Below are 21,068 nucleotides of genomic sequence, written 5' to 3' on the forward strand. Positions count from 1 at the left end.
GTTGCGGGCTCGCCCGCGAGAGCGAACCGGTTCCGGGCGGCGGGCATGCGCCCGATGGCGCACCCCACCTGGCGCCACCCGCCCGGAAGCGGATTCCGCGGCCCGTCCCCAAAAGTCGGGAACGTCGGCACCGCGGGAACTCGGATGGTCGAACACGGCCTCGGACCGGCCGCGTCGTCGAGCGGACTATCGCTGCGGAAAGCGGCCGCCGCATGACGCATTTGCGTCACACGGCGCGGCGAAAAGGCCCGGCTGTGGCTGCCGCGCCACGCGACGCCCGCGAAAAATTTCGGCGAAGACGAATCAGCCGGGGTCGAAACCGCCGGTCACCACGCCTGCCGCGCGCAAGAGCCCGACCAGTTCGGCCTGGCGCCCGAGGCCGGATTTGGCCAGCACCCGGTTGAGCTGGTTGCGCACCGTCGCCACCGAGGCCCCGGTCAGCCGGGCGATCTCGCCGGTGGTGGCGCCGGTGGCGATCGCCGCCGCCACCCTGGCCTCGGCCGGGGTCAGGTCGAACAGGCTCTGGATGACGTCGGCGCCCGGCACGCCGCGCGCCGCGAGCGGCGTCGCCAGGATCAGCGCGCTGCCGGCGGTGAAGATGTCGCGCGCCGCCCCGCGCAGCGGCAGGACATGCACGATCAGGCTGTCGGCAGGCGAATGCCGGCGCACCGGCACCGAGCGCCCGGCGCCGTCGAGGCGGCCGGCGCGGGCGCGCCTCAGCGCGTCCTGCAGCAGCCGGTCGGCCGCCTTGTCGCGCATCGCAAGCCCGGCATTGCGATCCTGGAAGACCGACGGCACCAGCCCCTCGAAAAGCCCGTTGGCGGCCGCCAGCCGCCCGCCGCCGTCGATCACCCCGCCCGGCAGGCCGAGCGTTTCCAGGACGGCCATCGCCGCCTCAAGCCGCTGCAGCCACAGCCGCGCCGACATCAGCGCCGCGCGCGCCAGATGCGGCCGCAGCCGGTCGAAGCGGCCGACGAGGTCCGGGCCGTAATGACCGTTTTCGCGGTGCCCCTCGACATGGAAGATCATGGTGTCGCCGCTCGGCACCTGGATCGCCGTGGCGATGCCGACGCCGAGCCCGCGCGGATAGAGAAAGTCGCGGTAGACCGGGTCGTCGTCCATCTCGCCTGGCGCGAACACGTCGAGGTCGGTGAGAAAGCCGGGATGGCGCGCCGCGATCAGCCGCGTCGTGCGCTCCTGGGCGACGCTGTATTGGCGGTAGTGCTCGCGGATCATCTCGTCGAACGGCTCGCTCGACGAGATCCAGGTCTGGTCGGCTCCGCGCGCCACCACCAGCACGCCGCCGGCGCCGTTCCCGAGCCTGGTCATTTCGCAAAGCACGCCCGGCCACTGGCCCGGCACGACCGCAGCCTCGTAGATGGCGTCGATCAGTCTGTCGTCGTCGCTCTCGTGCGGCAATCCCTTCCCCCTGCCCCGGCGCCGACTATCGCCGCCCCGCGCCGCGCCGGTCAAGCGGCACTTCGACTGCTTCCGCGACGGGGCGGCCGCAAGCGCCGGATTGCGGCGGAATTCGGGACGGATTTTCCGGGAAAATTTATATTTTTCAGCCAGTTGCCGCGCGAGACGGCCCGCACTAGATCGCTGCCGTCCGCCACGGTGACGCCGGCAATCACAGCGCCGGCGCCGCGCCGGCGGCGGGCATATCGCAACTGCATCCCATTGATGGAGACATTCCCATGAAGACCCTGTTCGCCATGGCCATTGCCTCGGCGGCCATGCTTTCCGCCGCCTTCGCCGCCGAGATGGAGGGCATCGTGTCGTCGATCGACGCCGACGCCAAGGTGATCGTGATGGAAGACGGCGCCGAGTTGCAGGTCGCCGACGGCGTCAGCCTCGAAGGCATCGAGCCGGGCGCGAGCGTGGTCGTGACCACCGACGACAGCGACATGGTCGTGTCGATCGCACGCAAGTAGTCTTGCCGCATCGGGAGCCGGCGGTTTTTCCGCCGGCCCTCACGCGCCGGGGCGCTCCGGCCGCGACCGGTCACCGGGTCGCAACGCCGGGCGACGACCCGGCAGGCCTGACAGATTGCCGGTGCGGCTCAGCCGGTCCGGTCGAGCAGGCCCGCCAGCACCGCCTTCTCGGCCAAGCTCAAACTGGACCCGATCACCGCGGCGATCGCCGGCCTGTAGACGGCCCACATGCGTTCCCGCATCTCGCGGCCCTGCTCGGTAATCGCCAGCATGTGGCCGCGACCGTCCTCCGCGCAGGCGCGCCGCTCGACCAGGCCCGCCTTGGCCATCCGGTCGGCCAGCCGCGACAGGTTGTACTGCTCGAAGAGCAGCCGCCGCTCCAGCGCGAACGGCCTGAGCCCGTCGGCTCCCGCCCGCTCCAGCTCCCACAAGACATCGTACCAGGCGAGTTGCGGCAGCCCGGCCTGCTTCAGCCGTCCCTCGATCAGCCGCATCGCCCGCCTGTTCGCGCGCGCGAGCGCGATCCACGCCGCCACGTCGGCTTCGGCTGACGCTTCGCCACGGCCAACGGGCGCGTGTGGCGGCGTTGCTGCCGCTTGCTTCTCTTCTGCCATGCATCACCCATAATTGATTTAATGCACCTGCATCAAGATTGACTTTTAATGCAATCGCATCCATATCGATGCTGTTGCATTTACATGCCTTTGTCCGTGTCGAAAGGAACACCATGACCACGCCCCCGATCCTCGTCTCGTTCGATCTCTGCCCATACGTCCAGCGCGCCGCCATCGTGCTTGCCGAGAAGGGCGTCGCCTTCGAGCGGATCGACATCGACCTGGAAAACAAGCCCGAGTGGTTCCTGAAGATCTCGCCGCGCGGCAAGGTCCCGCTGCTGCAGGTCGGCGACAAGGTGCTGTTCGAGAGCGCGCCGATTGTAGAATATCTCGACGAGGTACACACACCGCGGCTCCACCCCGAAAACCCGCTGGCGCGTGCCCGCCATCGCGCCTGGATCGAATTCGCCTCGGCCATCCTCGGTGACATCTGGACACTCGAGGTCAGCCACGACGAATCGGCGTTCCTGGCCGCGATTTCGGCGCTGAAGGAAAAATTCGCGCGCCTTGAAGCCGAACTTGGCGACGGCCCTTACTTCGCCGGCGACATCTTCTCCCTGGTCGATGCCGTGTTCGCACCGGTTTTCCGCTACTTCGATGTCTTCGACGAACTGGCCGACCTCGGCATCTTCGACGGGCTGACGAAAGTGCTCCGCTGGCGCAGTGAACTGGCGAAGAGGCCCTCGGTGAAGACCGCCGTTGTGCCGGACTACAATGAGCGCCTGCGAAATTTCCTGGTCAGCAAAGGTTCGCTGCTCTTGGCGCGGCAAGCCGCCTGACGGCACGAACGCCATTCCTCCTGGCCGCGCCAAACGTCTGGTGATGACGCTTGCGCATACCCCCGGCGGTGTTACGGTCAGCGGCAACGAAACCGCACCGCCGAGAGAACTCCGCCATGACCATCGCTCCCCGCCTTGCCGTTGCCGCAGCCCTCGCCTTGACCGCCCTGCCGGTGGCGGCCGCGGAAAAGGTGATCGAGTTCAAGGTCGGCGGCGAGACGGTTGTCGGCACCATGAACCTGCCCGACGGTGTCGCCAGCCCGCCCGTGATCCTGCTCCTGCACGGTTTCACCGGCAGCCGTGATGAGCTCGAAATTCCGGCCGTCAAGGAAGGCATCTTTGCCCGCGCGGCGCGCATGTGGGCCGAAAAGGGCATCGCCAGCCTGCGCATCGATTTCCGCAACTCTGGCGAAAGCGCCGGCGAGTTCGCCGACACCACCGTCATCCGCCAGGTGGAAGACGGCCTGGCCGCACTCGACTATCTGGCCGCCTCCGGGGAGGTCGATGATGACGAGATGGCGATCGTCGGCTGGAGCATGGGCGGCACGGTCGCCTCCGCGGTCGCGGCGCGCACCCGGCACGACATCGAGGCACTGGCGCTCTGGGCGCCTGGCAGCAACCTCGCCGCGGCGATGACCTTCGTGCTCGGCCCGGACGTCATGAAGGCTGGGCTTGCAAGCGACGGCGAGGCCGTGAAGGCGACCTTGCCCTGGGGCGCCGAGATCGCGCTCAAGACCGGCTTTTTCGAAAGCCTGTTTCTCGTTGATCCCGTCGCCGAGATCGCCCAGTTCGACGAGCCGCTGTTCGTCGCGGTCGGCACCAATGACGATGTCGTCTTCCCGCAGCCGGCTTCGGGCCAGGTCCTGCTCGACTATCATGAGGGCGAGGAAGAACTCTACGTGCGGCCGATGGATCATGTCTTCAATGCCTTTCAGGGCACCGAGATGGTCGACGAACTCATCGGCAAGACCGGGGATTTCATCGCGGCGCAATTCGACTGATTGCGACGGCTGGCATCAACTGTCAGCAAGGCTGCGTTCGCGCTTTGTTCGAAGCTTGTGCCATGCTAGTCTAGTCTAGTCTACTCTTGAACACTCCCACGGGATTCGCCTTGGTCGCACAAAGCGGACGGACGGTATTCGACACTGAGCTCGGCGTCTTCGGCATCGCCTGGACACGCGGCGGGCTCTGCCGTGTCTGCCTACCGGGCGACGATGGCGGCAATGCTGAGCGCAGGCTTTCGCGCACCGCACCTGCGGAATGCGTTGTGGTACGAAGCGAAGCTGCATGGCCCGGCTGGGTTCGGGCGCTGGTGGCCGATATCCGTCGCTACGCCTCCGGCGAGAAGGTCGACTTCTCGCATGTGCCACTCGATCTGTCGCGCGCCAGGGCCTTCCATCGCAGCATCTATGTCGAGGCCCTCAAGCTCGGCTTCGGCGAAGTCGCGACCTATGGCGAACTGGCGGCGCGTGCCGGCCATGCGACCGCGGCGCGCGAGACCGGCCAGGCGATGGGCAGCAACCCGGTTCCGCTTGTGGTGCCATGCCATCGCGTGCTCGCCGCCGGCCGCAAGCTCGGCGGCTTTTCCGCCCCTGGCGGCGGCGAGACCAAGATGCGGCTTTTGGCGCTTGAGGGCGTCAGGCTCGGTGAGCCGCAACCGGACCAGATCGCGTTCTCGTTCTAGTCGCACCGGCGGCCGCTTCGCGGTCAGAAATGGTCGTCCTGGAACACCTTCGGGCGGCATTTGCGCACGAAGCACCGCGGTTCGTCGCGTGTCGGCACCCAGGCATTTGCGGCGTATTCGTCCCAGCCACAATAGCCGCCATGCGCGACATAGCGGTCGTAGAGCGTCAGCGATGGATTGCGCTTCGACGCATAGCGGAAGACCGCCGCGCCTTCCTGCCGCAGGATGGTTTGCGCCCGGTGGCAACTCAGTGTCTCAGAATTGTAACGCGAGATTGCCTGCGCCGGTGCGACGACAACAAGCGCCGCCAAGGTCATTAAGATGGTTCCGCGCATCTTCGCCTCCCGTTGGCAGTAGTCGCCTGCCTTAAAGTCGCCAGCCTTCCGATACTTGCCGCCAAATCCGACGAGCATGCGGCAAAAACGCCCGGATTCAGGCTTTGGCCTTCGCCCGAAGGCTCTCCTAAGGAGGCCGATCCGACAACGCCAAAAGCTTGCCAGAAAAGGCGCGGAGCGGTATATGAGGCCCGTTGAAATTTTCGGCCGATCGATACGGCAGGTCGCGATCCTTCGCGTTTGCTCACGTCAATCTCCAAAATCTCGATACCACCGGCCGCGCCGCGGCCACATGACGTTGCAGACTTGAAGGACAAATCAACATGGCAACCGGAACAGTGAAATGGTTCAACGCGACCAAGGGCTTCGGTTTCATTCAGCCTGACGAGGGCGGCTCGGACGTGTTCGTGCACATCTCCGCCGTCGAGCGCTCGGGCATGGGCAATCTCGTGGAAGGTCAGAAGATCAACTACGAGATTCAGCAGGACCGCCGTACCGGCCGTTCCTCGGCCGGCAACCTGTCCGCAGCCGGCTGATTGGAGCCGGCGCGACAGCGGTCGCGCAGAACCGAGACATGAGAAAGGGCGGGATCTGATCCCGCCCTTTTGCGTCTGTGGCGGGGGAGGGATGACCTCGCCGCGCCCGCCGGGTATCGTCGCCCTAAATGTTGAAGGGGATCGGATATGGCATCACGGGATCGCATAGGCTTCGTCGGCGTCGGGCTGATGGGGCACGGCATGGCCAAGAACATCCTTGCCAAGGGCTTCGAACTCCAGGTGCTGGGTCATCGCAACCGAGAACCGGTCGAAAACCTGAAGCGGCTCGGCGCGAAGGAGGTATCTTCCGCCCGGGAACTGGCCGAAACCTGCGACATCGTGGTGCTTTGCGTGACCGGCAGTCCGCAGGTCGAGGCGATCGTGACCGGCGCGGATGGTCTCGCCTCCGCGGCAAGACCGATGCTGATCTGCGACTGCTCGACCTCGGACCCGTCCTCCACCATTCGGCTCGCCGAACAAATGGCGTCAATGGGCATAACCTTCGTCGACGCGCCGCTGAGCCGCACGCCCGCCGATGCCGAGGCCGGCACGCTCGACGTCATGGCGGGCGGCACGCCAGAGGCCTTCGAGCGGGTGCGGCCCGTGCTTGACTGCTTCGCCCAGAAGGTCGTGCATACCGGCCCGGTCGGTAGTGGCCATACGATGAAGCTGCTCAACAACTTCATTTCGCTCGGCTATGCGGCGATCTATGCCGAGGCCCTGACCCTTGGCGCCAAGGCCGGGCTGAGCCCCGAGGTCTTCGACAAGGTCATTCGCGGCGGGCGTATGGATTGTCTCTTCTACCAGACCTTTTTCCGATGGGTGCTGGATCGCGACCCCGAGGCGCACAAATTCGCCCTTGAGAACGGCCTCAAGGACCTGAGCTATCTGTCCGCCTTCGCCAACGCGACAGGCGTGGCCAACCCGCTCGGCGCCGCCGCCCGCAACGCTTTCGCGCTCGCGGTCGGCACCGGCCACGGCAAGGACTACGTCCCCATGCTCTCCGATATCATCGCGAATGCCAACGGGGTGAGGCTCACGGGCAAGCAAGACGCCTGACCGTTAATACAGGAGCGCTGGCAAACACTCCTCTGCCCCTATGCTTGCGGGCGCCAGCCCATGCCGACATGTCCGGGATCAGCCGCCACCCGCGCCAGCCACGCCGAAACAGCGGGAAACGCCGACAGGTCGAAGCCGCCTCGTTCCGCCTCATGGGTATAGGCATAAAGCGATATGTCGGCGACGGAAATGCTCTCCCCGGTGAGGAACGGCGTCCTGGCCAGTTGCGCCTCCATCACCGACAGCGCCTTGTTGCCGCCGGCGAGCGTTTCCTCCAGCCTTTCCGGCGTTCGCTGATGCGCCCGCTCCGGGTAGACGTAGAGCGCGCGCCGCACCGCAACGTAGGGCTCGTGGCTGTATTGCTCGAAAAACAGCCACTGATAGGCGAGCGCCCGCTCGTAAGCGTCGCCAGGAAGGTAGGGCGTGCCTTCGGCCAGATAAAGCAGCATCGCGTTGGATTCGGCCAGGAAGCGTCCGTCTTCGGTCTCCAGCAACGGCACCTTGCCGTTCGGGTTCTTCGCCAGGAATTCCGGCTGCCGCGTTGACCCGTCGACGGAGTTGACCTCGACATGCCGGAACGGCCGGCCGAGCTTGGCCATCAGGAGCCGCGGCTTGTAGCAATTGCCGCTATCGCCCATGCCGTAGATCGTGATCATCGCGTCACCCTCATTGCTGGCGCACTATGGTCCGCTGCGGAGCGGCAGGCCAATCATAGTTTCTGCACGAACGATGAAGCCGATTGATCGGTCAGCGCCGTTCGGCAAGCTGCCCTTGACCAAGCGCCGGCGCCAGGCTGGCGAGCGCAACCGGCGCGTCGTCGAAGATGGTGCCGGCAAGCGCGGGCCGCGCGATCAGGAAGCCCTGGACGAAGTCTCCTCCCGCCGAAACCGCGGTCTCCAGATGTTCCGCCGTCTCGATACCCTCGACCAGAACCCGGCATCCGAGATCGTGGAAGTGCGAAAAAAGCCCCGGCAGCAGCCCGCGCGCTTCATCATCGGCAACCGCCTTCTGGAACCACACGGCGTCGATCTTGACGATGTCGGGCTTGATCAGCCGTAGCCGCGCCGGCGTCGAGTGTCCGGCGCCAAAATCGTCCAGCGCCACACGCATGCCCGCTTGCCGGACCCGGCGCACCAGCGCGGCCACCCGTTCCCGGCCGGGCCCCGCGCCTTCCGTGATCTCACACACCACCAGACCCGGCGGAATGGCGTTTTCGATGAAGAGCCATTCCAGATGTTCGACATCGACGTCGGACATCGCCGGGTCGGCGTTGAAGAACAGCTCGAGGCCGTCGACGCCGATATTGGCGTAGTTGCGCATGTGGAGAACGCGACACAGCCGTTCCAGCGCCTCGCGCTCGGACTTCTCGGCACGTTCGAACAGGCTCGTCGCCGGCACGGCCTTGCCGGCGGTAAAGGCGATCACCAGCGCTTCCACGGCGAACGGCACCAGATTGTCGTCCTCGACCCGGAACAGCGGCTGATAGCAGCTCTTCAGCCGCAATTCCTGGAAGCGCCCGTATGCGATGCCGACTTCATCGATATTGAAGGAGAAGTCGGCGGTCATGACCGGGGCAACCTCCCGATCGCTGCGGTGCGCACGGTGAGGCTCGACAACTCTACTTGCCGGCGACGCGACGGCCGAACGCTGCTCGCCGCCCGCCGCTGCGCGGTTGCGGCGCGGCCGCCGGCGCCTTCACCTCGGCGCGCGGCAACTTCTCCAGATGCTCCTGGGCCGCACCGCGCGAGAACACCGCAAAGCTCGTCGGCGCGATCTCGGGCCGCGCCAGCACGAAACCCTGTACCATAGAGGCGCCCGACTGTTCGGCGAGTTCCAGTTGCCACGTTTCCTCGATCCCCTCGAAGACCGTCTCGATCCCGCGATCGGCAAATTTCGAGACCATCGCCTTCAGTAGTCCGAAGCCGGCCCCTGATTCCATGAGCCTCGTGATCCAGTGCGCGTCGAATTTGACGATATCCGGCTGCAATTCGTCAATGCGGGCGATGTCGGAATCGTCAGCCCCGTAATCATCGACGGCGATCCTGAAACCACTCGCCCTGAGCGCGGCAACGAAGCGGCGCAACGCGCCGCGCGAGGCAGATTTCTGTTCGGTCACTTCACACACGATCCGGCTCGGATGCATGCGGGCCTCATGCAAGACGAGGCGCATGTCGCGGATCGCAACGTCCACGATCTCGGCGTCGCTGAACAGGGACGGGTCGAAATTGACGAAGATCGACGCTTTCGGGTCGAGGCACCGCGCCGCGTTGAGGATGTGCAGCGTGCGCATCAGCGTTTCGACGTGGAAGCGGTCGATGGCCGGGATGCCCTTGAAGAAGACGCCGGGCGACATGCCCTCGCCGTCGCGGAACGGACGCACCAACCCTTCATAGGCGGTGATGGAAAGCTTGCCGCCGCCGAAGGCGAACACCGGCTGGAACGCGCTCTTGATCGTATAGACGCCCCACACGCCGACCGAGGTGCCGTCGTCCTGTCGGATGATATGGGCCAGTCCTGCGCTGCGCGACACCGGTCGGAAACTCCGAAGATTCTTGTCGGAACGCCGCGGGCCGCGCCCGCGCGTCGGTGGCCGGAGCCTGTAGCAGCCGCCGAGCCAACCGCCATTGTCGCGCAGGAGCTTTTTTACATCGTTAACGCCGCCGGCACCGCATATTTGTCCTCGAGACAGGCCGAGCCTTGCGATTTGCGTGACATTCGGACAATAGGAACGCGGCTGCGATGACGCAGCGTCGGACCGCTCCCAGGGAGAGATCGAATGGCCTTCCTCGCCAACGCCCTTTCACGCGTCAAGCCTTCCGCGACCATCGCGGTTGCCCAGAAGGCGCGCGAACTGAAAGCGAAAGGCCGCGACGTGATCGGCCTCGGTGCCGGCGAACCGGATTTCGACACGCCCGACAACGTCAAGAACGCGGCGATCGAGGCGATCAATCGCGGCGAGACCAAATACACGCCGGTTTCCGGCATCGTGCCGCTGCGCGAGGCGATCGCGAAGAAGTTCAAGCGCGAGAACAATCTCGACTACCGGCCGGAGCAAACCATCGTCGGCACCGGCGGCAAGCAGATCCTGTTCAACGCTTTCATGGCCACGCTCAATCCCGGCGACGAGGTCGTGATCCCGGCGCCCTACTGGGTGAGCTATCCGGAAATGGTGGCAATCTGCGGCGGCATCTCGGTTTTCGCCGCGACCTCGATCGACAACGGCTTCAAGCTGACGCCGGAAGCGCTCGAAAAGGCGATCACGCCGAAGACCAAATGGCTGGTGATGAACTCGCCGTCGAACCCGTCGGGCGCCGCTTACACCGAAGCCGAACTGAGGGCGCTCGCCGATGTGCTGGTGCGCCACCCGCATGTCTGGACGCTGACCGACGACATGTACGAGCACCTGACCTACGGCGATTTTGTCTTCCGCACCATCGCCGAGGTGGAACCGGCGCTCTACGAGCGTACGTTGACCATGAACGGCGTTTCCAAGGCCTATGCCATGACCGGCTGGCGTATCGGCTACGCGGCAGGCCCGATCGAACTGATCAAGGCGATGGACATGATCCAGGGCCAGCAGACCTCGGGCGCCTGCTCGATTGCACAATGGGCGGCGGTCGAGGCGCTCGACGGACCGCAGGACTTCGTCGCCCGCAACAAGGCGATCTTCCAGGGCCGCCGCGACCTTGTCGTTTCGATGCTCAACCAGGCGCGCGGCATTTCCTGTCCCGTCCCGGAAGGTGCTTTCTACGTCTACCCGTCCTGCGTCGATTTGATCGGCAAGAAAGCGCCCTCGGGCAAGGTGATCGGGAACGACGAGGACTTCGTCACCGAACTGCTTGAGGCTGAAGGGGTCGCGGTGGTGCACGGCTCTGCCTTTGGCCTCGGCCCGAATTTCCGCATTTCCTACGCGACGTCGGAGGATGTGCTGGAAGAAGCCTGTACCCGTATCCAGCGTTTCACCGGCTCGTTGACCTGAAACCGCATCAAAGCCCGGCCGCCAGAGCCGGGCTCACGCCTGCCGTGATTAGTGCAGCCGGCGGCGCCACTCGCCCGGTGTCGTTTCGTAGCGGCGGCGGAACGCTCGGCCGAAATGCGACAGGTCGGAAAAACCGCAGGAAAAGGCGATCGACGTGACCGGCAGATGCGAATTGGCCGCCGCGCGCAGCATTGTCGCCGCGGCGTGCAGCCGCGTCTCCAGCAGGAAGGCACCGAGCGTCGTGCCGTTGAGCGCGAAGAGCTTCTGCACATAACGCGGCGAAATGCCGAGTGCCTGGCCGCAGCGCGCCGCATCCAGGCCAGGATCGGCATGGTTGCGCCGCACATACCGGCAAAGCGTCAGATACTGGGCGTCGCGACGCGAGGGCAGCCGCGAAACATCTGTACCGGTTTCGTGGCCGAGTGCCATCGCCGTGAGGTCGAGCAGCATCGAAAACAGCCGCCCACTTGACGCCTCGCCGAGATGGCCGAACCCGTCATGGATTGAGCGCGCAGTCTCCGCGATCAGCCCGCCCAGCACCGGCTCGCGCGAGACGATCCGCGGCGCCTCCGGCAGTGGCGCGCTCAGCCGCTCCCCAAGCGCATCCTTCGGGACCCAGAACGAAGCGACGCCCAGCGACGGCAACTTCCGGTGTTCGAGCGCGAACGGCCGGCCGGAATCGAAGATGCCGACATCACCAGGCCGCAAGGCGATCTCGGCGCCTGCCTGCGCGATGCGGCACTCGCCGCCGAGTTGCAGGTTAAGATAGAAGCATTCGCGCGGAGAACGCTCGATCTCGCGCCGCGTCCTCAGAACGAGATGCGACGTCGCATGCACCCGGTTGACCGCGCCCTCGCCGAGCGGATGCGATTCCACCCGTGCCGAGAAGGCGCGCCGGCGACCTGCTTCGGCCTCCGGCACCAGTTCCATGAAGGATTGGCAGATGCCTTCGCGATAATAGTCGAAAGCTTCGGCGGCCCTGACATCGCGCGTGTCCCAGACGTGGCCCCAATCGAGCGATGGCCGCGACGCCTCTGAGATCTCGTTTCCCATGGATCGGCTCCTCCCGACACCGTTCGTCCCCGGCACAGATTTGTGCGCCCTCGGCCAAGCGCCTTCCGGCGGATCGTCGCAACTTGAACGCCCCATCGATTGAAGAACAGGGAGGAAAAAATGGCAACTTATGTGCTTGTTCACGGCGCCTGGCACACCGGCGAATTGCTCGCCGATGTCGCCGCGCCCATCCGGGCTGCTGGCCACGACGTCCACACGCCGACCATTGCCGGCAATGCGCCGGGCGACGACCGGCGCGCAGGGCTCGAGGCCGCGATCTCCTCGATCGCCGATTACCTCAATGAGAACGGCCTCACCGACGTCATTCTCGTCGGCCATTCCTATGGCGGCATGGTCATCACTGGCGTAGCAGACCGCGCCGGTGACCGGGTCCGCCGACTCGTCTACTGGAACGCCTTCGTGCCCAACAATGGCGAATGCCTGAACGACATGGTGCCCGCCCACTACGTTGAACTGTTCGACGCGATCAGCGGCCAGAGCCCGGACAACGCGGTCATGCTGCCGCCGCCGATCTGGCGCGAGGCGTTCATGAATGATGCCGATGCCGCATTGGCCGACAGCGCATTCGCGAAGCTCAATCCGCATCCCTACGCCACCTTCACCGACAAGATCGCCCTGTCGAAGAACCCCGCCGAGATGGACGTCGCCAAGTCCTACATCAACTTCACCGAGGATACCGCCCTGCCCCAGAGCCTCGGCTGGCACCCGCGGCTGTCCGAAAAGCTCGGCCTGTTCCGCCTCGTGCAGGCCCCGGGCGGCCACGAGGTGTGCTTCACCAACCCCGGCCTCCTCGCCGAAAAGATCATGGAAGCCGGCCGCGACTGACGTCCGCGACAGTCAGGTCAGCGTGTCCGACCTGCGGCAGAAAATTTCCGGCCGGTGCAGTCGGCATCCGGCCGGTTCCTGCGTCCTTGGGCAAACGAGGACCGGGAACGATGCTTTTTGCACTGTTATGCTACGGCAGCGAAGCCGCCTCTGCGGACGAGGCCACGGTCCGCGCGGTCATTGGCCGGCACAAGGTCACCGAGAACTGCCTTGCCGCCGAAGGGCAACTCGGGCCCAATCTGCGCCTGATGCCTACGACCGCCGCCGTCACGGTGCGATCCGGCACCAAGCTATCCGTGCTCGACGGACCCTTCAGCGAAACCAAGGAGGTCCTTCTGGGCCTCTGGATATTCGACTGCAAAAATCTCGACGAGGCGATCGGTCTTGCGCAGGAATTCGCCAGCCACCAAGCCGGCGGCGCGCTCGAACTGCGACCGATTTGCGAATACGATCCCGGCGTTCTCACCGGTGACCGGTAATCGCGCTGACGTAGCCGCTTCTCATCATCCTTGCATGCGTTGCCCGGTCGCGCGACTGTTGTGGGGTGGATGTCACGCGCCTGTCGACGGCTCGGGCTAGGAACGACTTTATTGATAGCCGCACAAGGAGAGGATCGTCCCATGAGGAACATCGCGCTTGCCGCCATCGCTACGATCGTGTTTGCCGTCCCCGCTATGGCCAACGACAACCGAATCGATCTGATCCGCCCAGACGCGCCCGAACTCGCGGCGTTCGGCGAACATGCGATTGGCGTGCGGACCATTCAACTGTCGGATCCTGGCCGCATCGACATCCTCAATGTCGAAGCCGGCAAGGAGCATCCGCGTTACGACCGGCCGTTGACCGTCGAGGTCTGGTATCCGGCCGAGGGCGACGCCGTCGGCGGCACGTATGAAGGCGTCTTCCTGCGGGACGGCCAGACAACTGTCACCCTCACCGGCCGCGCAGTTCGCGACGCGACGCCCAAGAAGCGCGGCGAAGGTGCCTGGCCACTGGTACTGGTCTCGCACGGCTACCCCGGAAACCGATTCCTGCTCAGCCACTTGGCCGAAAACCTTGCCACCAAGGGTTATGTCGTGGCGTCGATCGACCACACCGATTCGACCTACAATGACCGCGCCGCGTTCGGCTCCACGCTGGTGAACCGACCGCTCGACCAACTCTTCGTGCTTGACGAGATGGCGCGGCTTGCCGGCGACGCCGACAGCTTCCTCAATGGCCTCGCCAACCCTGACACGACCGGTCTCGTCGGCTATTCGATGGGCGGTTACGGCGCCGTGATCACGGCCGGCGGCGGCGTCACCCAAGCGGCGACCGAGCTTTCATGGGGCGCGCCGGACGGCACGCTCTCCGTCCACCTGGCGGGCTCGGAGACGCACAACGCGCTGCCCGACCAGCGCATCAAGGCGGTGATCGCGTTCGCGCCGTGGGGCATGGAACGCGGCTTCTGGGATGCAGACGGCCTCGCCGGCATCGAGACGCCCGTGCTTTTCGTGGCTGGCAGCGTCGACGACGTCTCCGGCTATGAAAAGGGCGTGAAGGCAATCTGGGAGCAGGCGGTCAACGCGGATCGCCACCTGCTGACCTTCGAGAACGCCAACCATAACGCCGCCGCTCCGATGCCTGCTCCGAAGGAATCCTGGCAGCCGGTCGACACGCTCGATTTCGTGCCCTTCGAACACTATGCCGATCCGGTCTGGGACACGGTCCGCATGAACAACATCGCCCAGCATTTCGCCACCGCCTACTTCGGCCTGCATCTGAAGCAGGACGAGGCCATGGCCGGCTATCTCGACCTGGTCGAGAACGCCGCCGACGGTGTCTGGGCAACCAACGAAGACGGCACCTTCAAGCCCGAACACAGCTACTGGAAGGGCTTTGCCAACCGGACGGCGAAAGGCCTGAGCCTCATGCATGCTTCTCCAGCCGCCAACTGACGGCAGGCACGCCCCTCCGGGGCGCACCCTTTCGCGTGCCGCCTGACGCGCGGCGGCACGCGATCTCTTGCCACGATATGAAAGCCGTGTGACGATATCCCCAGCCGGGTAACGATAATCCCGGCGCGCGACGGCCGCGGGCCGGCCGCCGCTCACATGTCAGCGTGAGGAGGAGGTCGTTCAAATGGGTAATCGCGCCGGAGGAAGACGCACGGGACCGAAATGCATCGCCATTGTCGGTCCCTTCGCGAGCGGCAAGACGACATTGCTGGAAGCCCTGTTGGCGCGCTGTGGCGCCATTCCGCGCCAGAACACCGTCGCGTCCGGCAACACGGTCGGCGACGATTCCCCGGAAGCGCGCGAGCATGTCATGAGCGTCGAGGCGACCGCCGCCACGACGGAATTCATGGGGGACAGCCTCACTTTCATCGATTGCCCCGGTTCGATCGAGTTCGCCTACGAGGCCGAACCCGTGCTGGCCGCCTGCGATCTCGCGGTGGTTGTCGCGGAGGCGGATGAAAAGAAGATCCCCGCGCTTCAGTTGATCATGCGTACCCTGGAAACGCTCGGCATCCCGCGTGTGCTCTTCATCAACAAGGTCGACAAGTCGGCCATCGGCGTCCGCGACACGCTGAAGCTGTTGCAGCCGGCAAGCAGCGTGCCGCTGCTCTTGCGTCAGATCCCGCTGCGCAAGGACGGCATCGTCGTAGGCTCGATCGATCTCGCGCTGGAACGGGCCTACGTCTATCGCGAGCATGCCGAAAGCGAGATCGCGCCGATCCCGGATGACGAGAAGGCGCGCGAGATCGAGGCTCGTTTTTCCATGCTCGAGACGCTCGCGGATCATGACGACGACCTGATGGAACAACTGTTGGAGGAGATCGAGCCGGCGCGCGACGCAGTGTTCGACGACCTCACGGCCGACCTGCGCGAAGGCACGGTAATCCCGGTGCTGATCGGCTCGGCCGAGCATGGCAACGGTGTGCTGCGCCTGTTGAAGGCCATCCGCCATGACGCGCCGGATGTTGCCCAGACCCGCGACCGCCTTGGCCTTTCGGCCAGCGACGACACCGTCATGCAGGTCATGAAGACGATCCACACCGCCCACGGCGGCAAGCTGTCGCTGGTCCGTGTGCTGTCCGGCGAAGTTGCTGACGGCACCGAGATCATTGCCGACACCGGAGCCACCGGCCGCATCTCCGGCATGTACCGCATGCTCGGTCGCAACCAGAACAAGGTGCAGAAGGCGACGGAGGGCGAGACCGTCACGCTCGGCAAGCTCGACGACATCAGGACCAGCGACACGCTGACCGCCGGCAAGAAGGCGCCCGACGCCCTCGCCCGCCCGGAGGCGCCACAGCCCGTCTACGCGGTGGCGCTCAGGCCACGCGAGCGCAAGGACGAGGTCAAGCTCTCCTCCTCGCTGCAGAAGCTTGCTGAGGAAGATCCATCGATCGTGGTCGAGCACCAGGATACCGGCGAAACAGTGATCTCCGGCCATGGCGAGATGCATCTTCGGGTAACGACCGAGCGGCTTGCCAACAAATACCAGATCGAGGTCGACTCCGGGAAACCCAATATTCCCTACCGCGAGACGATCAGGAAGGGCGCGCAGCAGCGCGGCCGCCACAAGAAGCAGTCTGGCGGCCATGGCCAGTTCGGCGACGTCGTGATCGAGATCAAGCCATTGCCGCGCGGCGCCGGGTTCGAATTCACCGACACCATCACCGGCGGCGTAGTGCCGAAGCAATATATTCCCTCGGTCGAATCGGGTGTTCGCGACTACCTGAAATCCGGTGTGTTCGGGTTCCCGGTGGTCGACATCGCGGTCAACCTCTCCGACGGCTCCTACCATTCGGTCGACTCCTCCGACATGGCTTTCCAGATGGCCGCCAAGCTTGCCATGCGCGAGGCCATGCCCGCCTGTTCGGCGGTGATCCTCGAGCCGGTGATGAAGATCGAGGTCTATGCACCGTCGGACGCGACCGCCAAGGTAACCGCGATCCTGCCGCAGCGGCGCGGCCAGATCCTCGGCTTCGACGCCCGCCCGGGCTGGGAAGGCTGGGACGTGGTTGAGGCGATGATCCCGCAATCCGAGATCGGCGACCTTATCGTGGAGTTGCGCTCCGCCACAGCTGGCGTCGCCACCTTCCGCGCCGCGTTCGACCACATGGCCGAATTGACCGGCAGGCAGGCGGACGAGATCGCTGCGAAGGTCAAGGCCGCCTGATCACCGGCAAGGCCGGAGCAACGACCGCGGCCACGCAGAAGTGATGGCGATTGAGTTGCGATCACGTCGGCATCGGCTAGCGTCGCGGCGATTGTTCGCGGAGGAAACAATGGCGCATTTTCATCGCCGCCCGGACTGGGCTATCGCCGAGCGCGAGGCGACGCCGGAGCACGTCTTTTTCAACCGCCGCGCCGTTCTGGCCGGCTTCGGCGCCAGCATGGCCGCGTTGGCGGCACCGCCCTTTGCCGGCCGGGCGCTTGCCGCCGACGATCCCACTGCGGACCTCTATCCCGCCGGGCGCAACGAGGCCTACACGATCGAGCGCGACCTGACGCCTGAGGAAGCGTCCTCGCAATACAATAACTTCTACGAGTTCGGTTCGCACAAGCAGATCGCCCGCGCCGCGCAGGACCTGAAGATCCGACCCTGGGATGTCGAGATCGGCGGCCTGGTCGACAAACCGCAGAAACTGGCGTTCGACGACCTGATCCGGAAAATGCCGCTTGAGGAGCGTCTCTACCGGCACCGCTGCGTGGAAGCCTGGTCGATGACGGTGCCGTGGACCGGTTTTCCGCTTTCGGCGCTGGTGGAACTCGCCGCGCCGCAAGCCAGCGCCAAATATGTGCGCTTCGAGACCTTTCTCGATCCGGCCATGGCGTCCGGCCAGAAACAGGTCTGGTATCCGTGGCCTTATGTCGAAGGGGTCACGATGGCCGAGGCGGCCAACGAACTCGCCTTCATGGTCACCGGGGTCTATGGCAAGCCGCTTGCCAAACAGTTCGGCGCGCCGCTGAGGCTGGCATTACCGTGGAAATACGGCTTCAAGTCGATCAAGTCGATCGTCAAGGTGACCTTCACCGAGGAACGCCCGGTGAGCTTCTGGGAACGGATCGCGTCGAACGAATACGGATTCTGGGCCAATGTGAACCCGGAAGTGCCACATCCGCGCTGGAGCCAGGCTCAGGAACGCGTATTGCACACGGGCGAGACCATCCCGACGGTCATCTACAACGGCTATGGCGAGCAGGTCGCCGGGCTTTACGAGGGCATGGTGGACGAAGCCCTGTTCATGTGAATGGGAAGACGGCGCCCGCCGGCCGGCCGGCGCCGCTGGAAACCGCGCCGCACGCCCCTTCACGAAAGGGCGGGTCCGCCAGGCGGCCGGTTGTGCGCAGACTATCCCCAGGCAAAAAAAGAGGCCGGAACCTTTGGAACCGGCCTAGTTATTGGAGTGCCGTAAAACGGCGAAACCTCCAGAGGGGAACACTCGCGGGCGCTAATGGGAGGAGGAACGCGCCCGGGAGTGATCGATATATGTGCGCGGCCTGCCGTTTTCGCAAGCACATGAATTGCACATCACCCGTGCAAAAATGCATGGCTCGGGCAAATGCCTGTGCTGTAAGCAGATTTTGCGCAAAGACCGTGCAAAAGTTCGTGGATTTTTTGCCGAATCCAGCGGATTAATAGGTCCAGCCGCGTGCTTTTGAGAAGATGAAGTCGCGAAAGACCTTCAGTTTCGCCTGATTCTTCATCGCCTCCGGATAGCAGAAATAGGTGTCGAACGCGGGCACTTCCATTTCCGGCAACAACTGGACGAGCCCAGCCTCCGGGTCAACCATGTAGTCGGGCAGCATCGCGATACCTGCGCCGCGGCGGACGACGCGCCGCATCGACATCAAGTCGTTGATCTGCAGCGCGGCCGGGCGCCTTTCGCCTTCCGGCATGCCGAATGTCTGCAACGTGTTGAGATCCTTGAGATAGGGCGGCAGAGGCTCACCGAAGGTGACGAGACGATGCCGGTCGAGTTCAGCCGCCGAAGCCGGCTTGCCGAAACGGTTGATATAGGCAGGTGCCGCGAAGACATGCAGATGAACGGTGAAAAGGCGGCGCTGGATCAGGTCGGGCTGCTGCGGCTGGCGCAACCTTATGGCGCAGTCGGCCTGGCGCATCGTCAGGTCGAGCTCCTCGTTGGCGAGGATCAGCTGGATCTGGATGTCGGGAAAGAGGTCGAGGAACTCCTGCATGCGCTGCGACAGCCAGCCGGCGCCGAGCCCCACGGTCGTCGTCACGCGCAACAGCCCGGACGGCTTCTCGGTGGTCTCCATCAGCCGGGAGCGCACCGACTCGAGCTTCATGAAAACTTCGTGGGCGGTACGGAACAGCAATTCGCCTTGCTCAGTGAGCACCAGCCCGCGCGCATGGCGGTGGAACAGCGACACGCCGATATCGTGCTCTAGCGCGCTGACCTGCCGCGAGATAGCTGATTGCGACAGGTTCAGCTTCTCCGCCGCATGGGTGAAGGAGCCGGCCTCGGCGGCGGCGTGAAACACACGCAGCTTGTCCCAGTCGAGCGCCATGCGCCTCCTCCCCGCCCCCGGATAGCGGCCTTATTCGGCCGCTTCGCGATGAGCTTCCATCTCGGCCAGATATTTTTCCGCTTCCAGCGCGGCCATGCAGCCCAGGCCGGCCGCGGTAACGGCCTGCCGGTAGATGTCGTCGGTGACGTCGCCCGCCGCAAACACGCCGGGGATGTTGGTTCTGGTCGAATCCGCTTCGGTCCACAGATAGCCGTTCGGCTTCTGCTTCACCTTGCCGGCGAAAAGCTCGACGGCTGGCGCGTGACCGATCGCCACGAACACGCCGTCGATCGGCATGTCGGTGATCTCGCCTGTCTTCTTGTGTCGCAGCTTGACGCCATTGACCGAAGGCGGCATCGGCGGTTTGCCCGCCTCGCCGACCACCTCGTCGACCTCCATGTCCCACAGAACCTTGACGTTGTCCTTCTTGAACAGTCGCTCCTGCAGGATGCGCTCGGCACGCAATTCGTCGCGGCGGTGCACCAGTGTCACCGATTTCGCCAGGTGCGACAGGTAAAGCGCCTCCTCGACGGCAGTGTTGCCGCCGCCGATCACCACGACGTCCTTGCCGCGATAGAAGAAGCCGTCACAGGTCGCGCAGGCCGAAACACCGAAGCCCTTGTACGTCTCCTCGCTCGGCAGCCCCAGCCACTTGGCCTTGGCGCCGGTCGCGATCACCAGCGCGTCGCAGGTGTATTCGGTGCCCGAATCGCCCTTGAGCCGGAACGGGCGCACGTCGAGGTCGACTTCGGTGATGATGTCGTTGACGATGTCGGTGCCGACATTCTCGGCCTGCTTGAGCATCTGCTCCATTAGCCACGGTCCCTGGATGGGATCGGCGAAACCCGGATAGTTCTCGACATCGGTGGTGATCATCAGTTGTCCGCCCTGCTCCATGCCGGCAATCAGCATGGGTTTGAGCATGGCGCGCGCCGCATAGATCGCCGCGGTGTAGCCGGCCGGTCCGGAGCCGATGATGATGACGGGCGCGTGTTTGGCGCTCATGTCCGGATTTCCTTTCGAACAACAGCAATAGCCCGCGCCGCCCGCGCGGCGAGGCCTTCAGTCGGACCTGATCTAAGGATTGGCGGCACCGTTGCGCAAGTCCGGCGCGGCATTTAGCGCGGTTGTCCGCAACTCTTGTGTCTTCGTGGCAGCCGTCTTGGCGGGCGCGGCGCTTTGGCTTATGAGTGCGGCGGAGAAAGATTCTTTCGCGCAACACGCCGGAAAGCTAACGAATGCCGATCAAGGCCGATCTCGATGCGACCGACTGGAAGATCCTGCGCGAACTCCAGAATGACGGCCGGATCACCAATGTCGAGCTTTCGCGACGCGTCGGCATCTCGGCGCCGCCGTGCCTGAGGCGCGTCAAGCGTCTGGAGGACAACGGGATCATCCGCGGCTACCGGGCTCTGCTCAATGCGCCGGCGCTCGGCTATGACGTTGTCGCCTTCTGCCTCATAGGGCTGCAGCACCAGTCGGATGCGGAACTCAAGTCCTTCTCTGAATTGGCCCGTACCTGGCCCATCGTGCGCCGGGCCTGGATGGTGTCGGGCGATTCCGACTTCCTGCTTCATTGCGTGGCGACCGACCTCACCACCTTCCAGAACTTCGTTATCGAGACCCTGACCTCGGCGCCGAATGTCGATACCGTCCGCACCGCCCTGACCATCCGTCAGGTCAAGGACGAGGGACTTGTCGACATCACCGGTTGACCGCAAACGG

22 protein-coding genes are annotated in these 21,068 nt (G+C 64.9%); 13 read left to right on the plus strand and 9 right to left on the minus strand.

Features of this window, described 5'->3' with window-relative positions:
• Positions 1–303: 303 nt before the first annotated feature.
• The gene (locus FQ775_RS11330; RefSeq protein WP_167812917.1) at positions 304–1,419 is read right to left on the minus strand and encodes a helix-turn-helix transcriptional regulator; all 1,116 of its coding nucleotides are present in this window, start codon (positions 1,417–1,419) and stop codon (positions 304–306) included.
• 278 nt (positions 1,420–1,697) lie between these two features.
• On the opposite strand from FQ775_RS11330, the gene FQ775_RS11335 reads away from it, so the two are divergent.
• On the plus strand, positions 1,698–1,934 hold the full coding sequence (locus tag FQ775_RS11335) for a DUF1344 domain-containing protein (RefSeq protein ID WP_146300606.1): 237 nt from the start codon (positions 1,698–1,700) through the stop codon (positions 1,932–1,934).
• Between the two features lie 128 nt (positions 1,935–2,062).
• Here FQ775_RS11335 and FQ775_RS11340 read toward each other — a convergent pair whose 3' ends face one another.
• The gene (locus FQ775_RS11340) at positions 2,063–2,548 is read right to left on the minus strand and encodes a MarR family winged helix-turn-helix transcriptional regulator (protein ID WP_146300607.1); all 486 of its coding nucleotides are present in this window, start codon (positions 2,546–2,548) and stop codon (positions 2,063–2,065) included.
• A gap of 113 nt (positions 2,549–2,661) precedes the next feature.
• Between FQ775_RS11340 and FQ775_RS11345 the strand changes: the two genes are divergently transcribed.
• The 3 genes from FQ775_RS11345 to FQ775_RS11355 all read left to right on the plus strand — a co-directional run bounded on the left by FQ775_RS11345 (position 2,662) and on the right by FQ775_RS11355 (position 5,011).
• The gene (locus FQ775_RS11345) at positions 2,662–3,327 is read left to right on the plus strand and encodes a glutathione S-transferase family protein (RefSeq protein ID WP_146300608.1); all 666 of its coding nucleotides are present in this window, start codon (positions 2,662–2,664) and stop codon (positions 3,325–3,327) included.
• Between the two features lie 116 nt (positions 3,328–3,443).
• The gene (locus FQ775_RS11350) at positions 3,444–4,328 is read left to right on the plus strand and encodes an alpha/beta hydrolase family protein (protein ID WP_146300609.1); all 885 of its coding nucleotides are present in this window, start codon (positions 3,444–3,446) and stop codon (positions 4,326–4,328) included.
• Between the two features lie 86 nt (positions 4,329–4,414).
• Complete coding sequence (locus FQ775_RS11355) at positions 4,415–5,011, plus strand: methylated-DNA--[protein]-cysteine S-methyltransferase (RefSeq protein ID WP_432420058.1); 597 nt, start codon at positions 4,415–4,417, stop codon at positions 5,009–5,011.
• Between the two features lie 23 nt (positions 5,012–5,034).
• On the opposite strand, the gene FQ775_RS11360 is transcribed toward FQ775_RS11355, so the two are convergent.
• Positions 5,035–5,346 (minus strand): hypothetical protein, encoded by a 312-nt coding sequence (locus FQ775_RS11360; RefSeq protein WP_146300611.1) that lies wholly within the window; start codon positions 5,344–5,346, stop codon positions 5,035–5,037.
• Between the two features lie 323 nt (positions 5,347–5,669).
• Here FQ775_RS11360 and FQ775_RS11365 point away from each other — a divergent pair, with 323 nt between their 5' ends.
• Positions 5,670–5,882 carry a cold-shock protein gene (locus FQ775_RS11365; protein WP_146300612.1) on the plus strand — a complete coding sequence of 71 codons (213 nt, stop codon included), beginning with the start codon at positions 5,670–5,672 and terminating at the stop codon, positions 5,880–5,882.
• A 147-nt stretch (positions 5,883–6,029) separates the two neighbouring features.
• The gene (locus FQ775_RS11370) at positions 6,030–6,941 is read left to right on the plus strand and encodes an NAD(P)-dependent oxidoreductase (protein ID WP_146300613.1); all 912 of its coding nucleotides are present in this window, start codon (positions 6,030–6,032) and stop codon (positions 6,939–6,941) included.
• A gap of 38 nt (positions 6,942–6,979) precedes the next feature.
• Here FQ775_RS11370 and FQ775_RS11375 read toward each other — a convergent pair whose 3' ends face one another.
• The 3 genes from FQ775_RS11375 to FQ775_RS11385 all read right to left on the minus strand — a co-directional run bounded on the left by FQ775_RS11375 (position 6,980) and on the right by FQ775_RS11385 (position 9,471).
• Positions 6,980–7,597 carry a glutathione S-transferase family protein gene (locus FQ775_RS11375; protein WP_146300614.1) on the minus strand — a complete coding sequence of 206 codons (618 nt, stop codon included), beginning with the start codon at positions 7,595–7,597 and terminating at the stop codon, positions 6,980–6,982.
• A gap of 91 nt (positions 7,598–7,688) precedes the next feature.
• On the minus strand, positions 7,689–8,507 hold the full coding sequence (locus tag FQ775_RS11380; protein WP_146300615.1) for an EAL domain-containing protein: 819 nt from the start codon (positions 8,505–8,507) through the stop codon (positions 7,689–7,691).
• 52 nt (positions 8,508–8,559) lie between these two features.
• Positions 8,560–9,471, minus strand: coding sequence for an EAL domain-containing protein (locus FQ775_RS11385; RefSeq protein ID WP_146300616.1), 912 nt, complete (start codon positions 9,469–9,471; stop codon positions 8,560–8,562).
• Between the two features lie 246 nt (positions 9,472–9,717).
• Here FQ775_RS11385 and FQ775_RS11390 point away from each other — a divergent pair, with 246 nt between their 5' ends.
• Positions 9,718–10,920, plus strand: coding sequence for a pyridoxal phosphate-dependent aminotransferase (locus tag FQ775_RS11390; RefSeq protein WP_146300617.1), 1,203 nt, complete (start codon positions 9,718–9,720; stop codon positions 10,918–10,920).
• 48 nt (positions 10,921–10,968) lie between these two features.
• Here the strand turns inward: FQ775_RS11390 and FQ775_RS11395 are convergent, their stop codons facing one another.
• Entirely contained in the window at positions 10,969–11,973 is a 1,005-nt protein-coding gene (locus tag FQ775_RS11395) for a helix-turn-helix domain-containing protein (protein ID WP_167812919.1), read from the minus strand.
• A 120-nt stretch (positions 11,974–12,093) separates the two neighbouring features.
• On the opposite strand from FQ775_RS11395, the gene FQ775_RS11400 reads away from it, so the two are divergent.
• The 5 genes from FQ775_RS11400 (at position 12,094) to msrP (ending at position 18,061) form a co-directional block, all read left to right on the plus strand.
• Complete coding sequence (locus FQ775_RS11400) at positions 12,094–12,819, plus strand: alpha/beta hydrolase (RefSeq protein WP_146300619.1); 726 nt, start codon at positions 12,094–12,096, stop codon at positions 12,817–12,819.
• Positions 12,820–12,929: 110 nt separating this feature from the next.
• Positions 12,930–13,298 carry a YciI family protein gene (locus FQ775_RS11405; RefSeq protein WP_146300620.1) on the plus strand — a complete coding sequence of 123 codons (369 nt, stop codon included), beginning with the start codon at positions 12,930–12,932 and terminating at the stop codon, positions 13,296–13,298.
• Positions 13,299–13,439: 141 nt separating this feature from the next.
• Positions 13,440–14,756 carry an alpha/beta hydrolase family protein gene (locus FQ775_RS11410; RefSeq protein ID WP_146300621.1) on the plus strand — a complete coding sequence of 439 codons (1,317 nt, stop codon included), beginning with the start codon at positions 13,440–13,442 and terminating at the stop codon, positions 14,754–14,756.
• 184 nt (positions 14,757–14,940) lie between these two features.
• Positions 14,941–16,986: an elongation factor G gene (locus tag FQ775_RS11415; RefSeq protein ID WP_146300622.1), complete on the plus strand. Its 2,046-nt coding sequence runs from the start codon at positions 14,941–14,943 to the stop codon at positions 16,984–16,986.
• A 109-nt stretch (positions 16,987–17,095) separates the two neighbouring features.
• Complete coding sequence (msrP, locus tag FQ775_RS11420; protein ID WP_146300623.1) at positions 17,096–18,061, plus strand: protein-methionine-sulfoxide reductase catalytic subunit MsrP; 966 nt, start codon at positions 17,096–17,098, stop codon at positions 18,059–18,061.
• 385 nt (positions 18,062–18,446) lie between these two features.
• On the opposite strand, the gene FQ775_RS11425 is transcribed toward msrP, so the two are convergent.
• Together FQ775_RS11425 and trxB are read right to left on the minus strand one after the other, a co-directional pair.
• A complete protein-coding gene (locus tag FQ775_RS11425) occupies positions 18,447–19,343 on the minus strand; it encodes a LysR family transcriptional regulator (protein WP_146300624.1) in 897 nt (298 codons plus the stop codon).
• A 30-nt stretch (positions 19,344–19,373) separates the two neighbouring features.
• Entirely contained in the window at positions 19,374–20,348 is a 975-nt protein-coding gene (gene trxB / locus FQ775_RS11430) for a thioredoxin-disulfide reductase (RefSeq protein WP_146300625.1), read from the minus strand.
• A 233-nt stretch (positions 20,349–20,581) separates the two neighbouring features.
• On the opposite strand from trxB, the gene FQ775_RS11435 reads away from it, so the two are divergent.
• Positions 20,582–21,058 (plus strand): Lrp/AsnC family transcriptional regulator, encoded by a 477-nt coding sequence (locus FQ775_RS11435; RefSeq protein ID WP_146300626.1) that lies wholly within the window; start codon positions 20,582–20,584, stop codon positions 21,056–21,058.
• The last annotated feature ends 10 nt before the right edge of the window (positions 21,059–21,068 follow it).

The organism is Nitratireductor mangrovi (genome assembly GCF_007922615.2).
GTDB lineage: Bacteria > Pseudomonadota > Alphaproteobacteria > Rhizobiales > Rhizobiaceae > Mangrovimarina > Mangrovimarina mangrovi.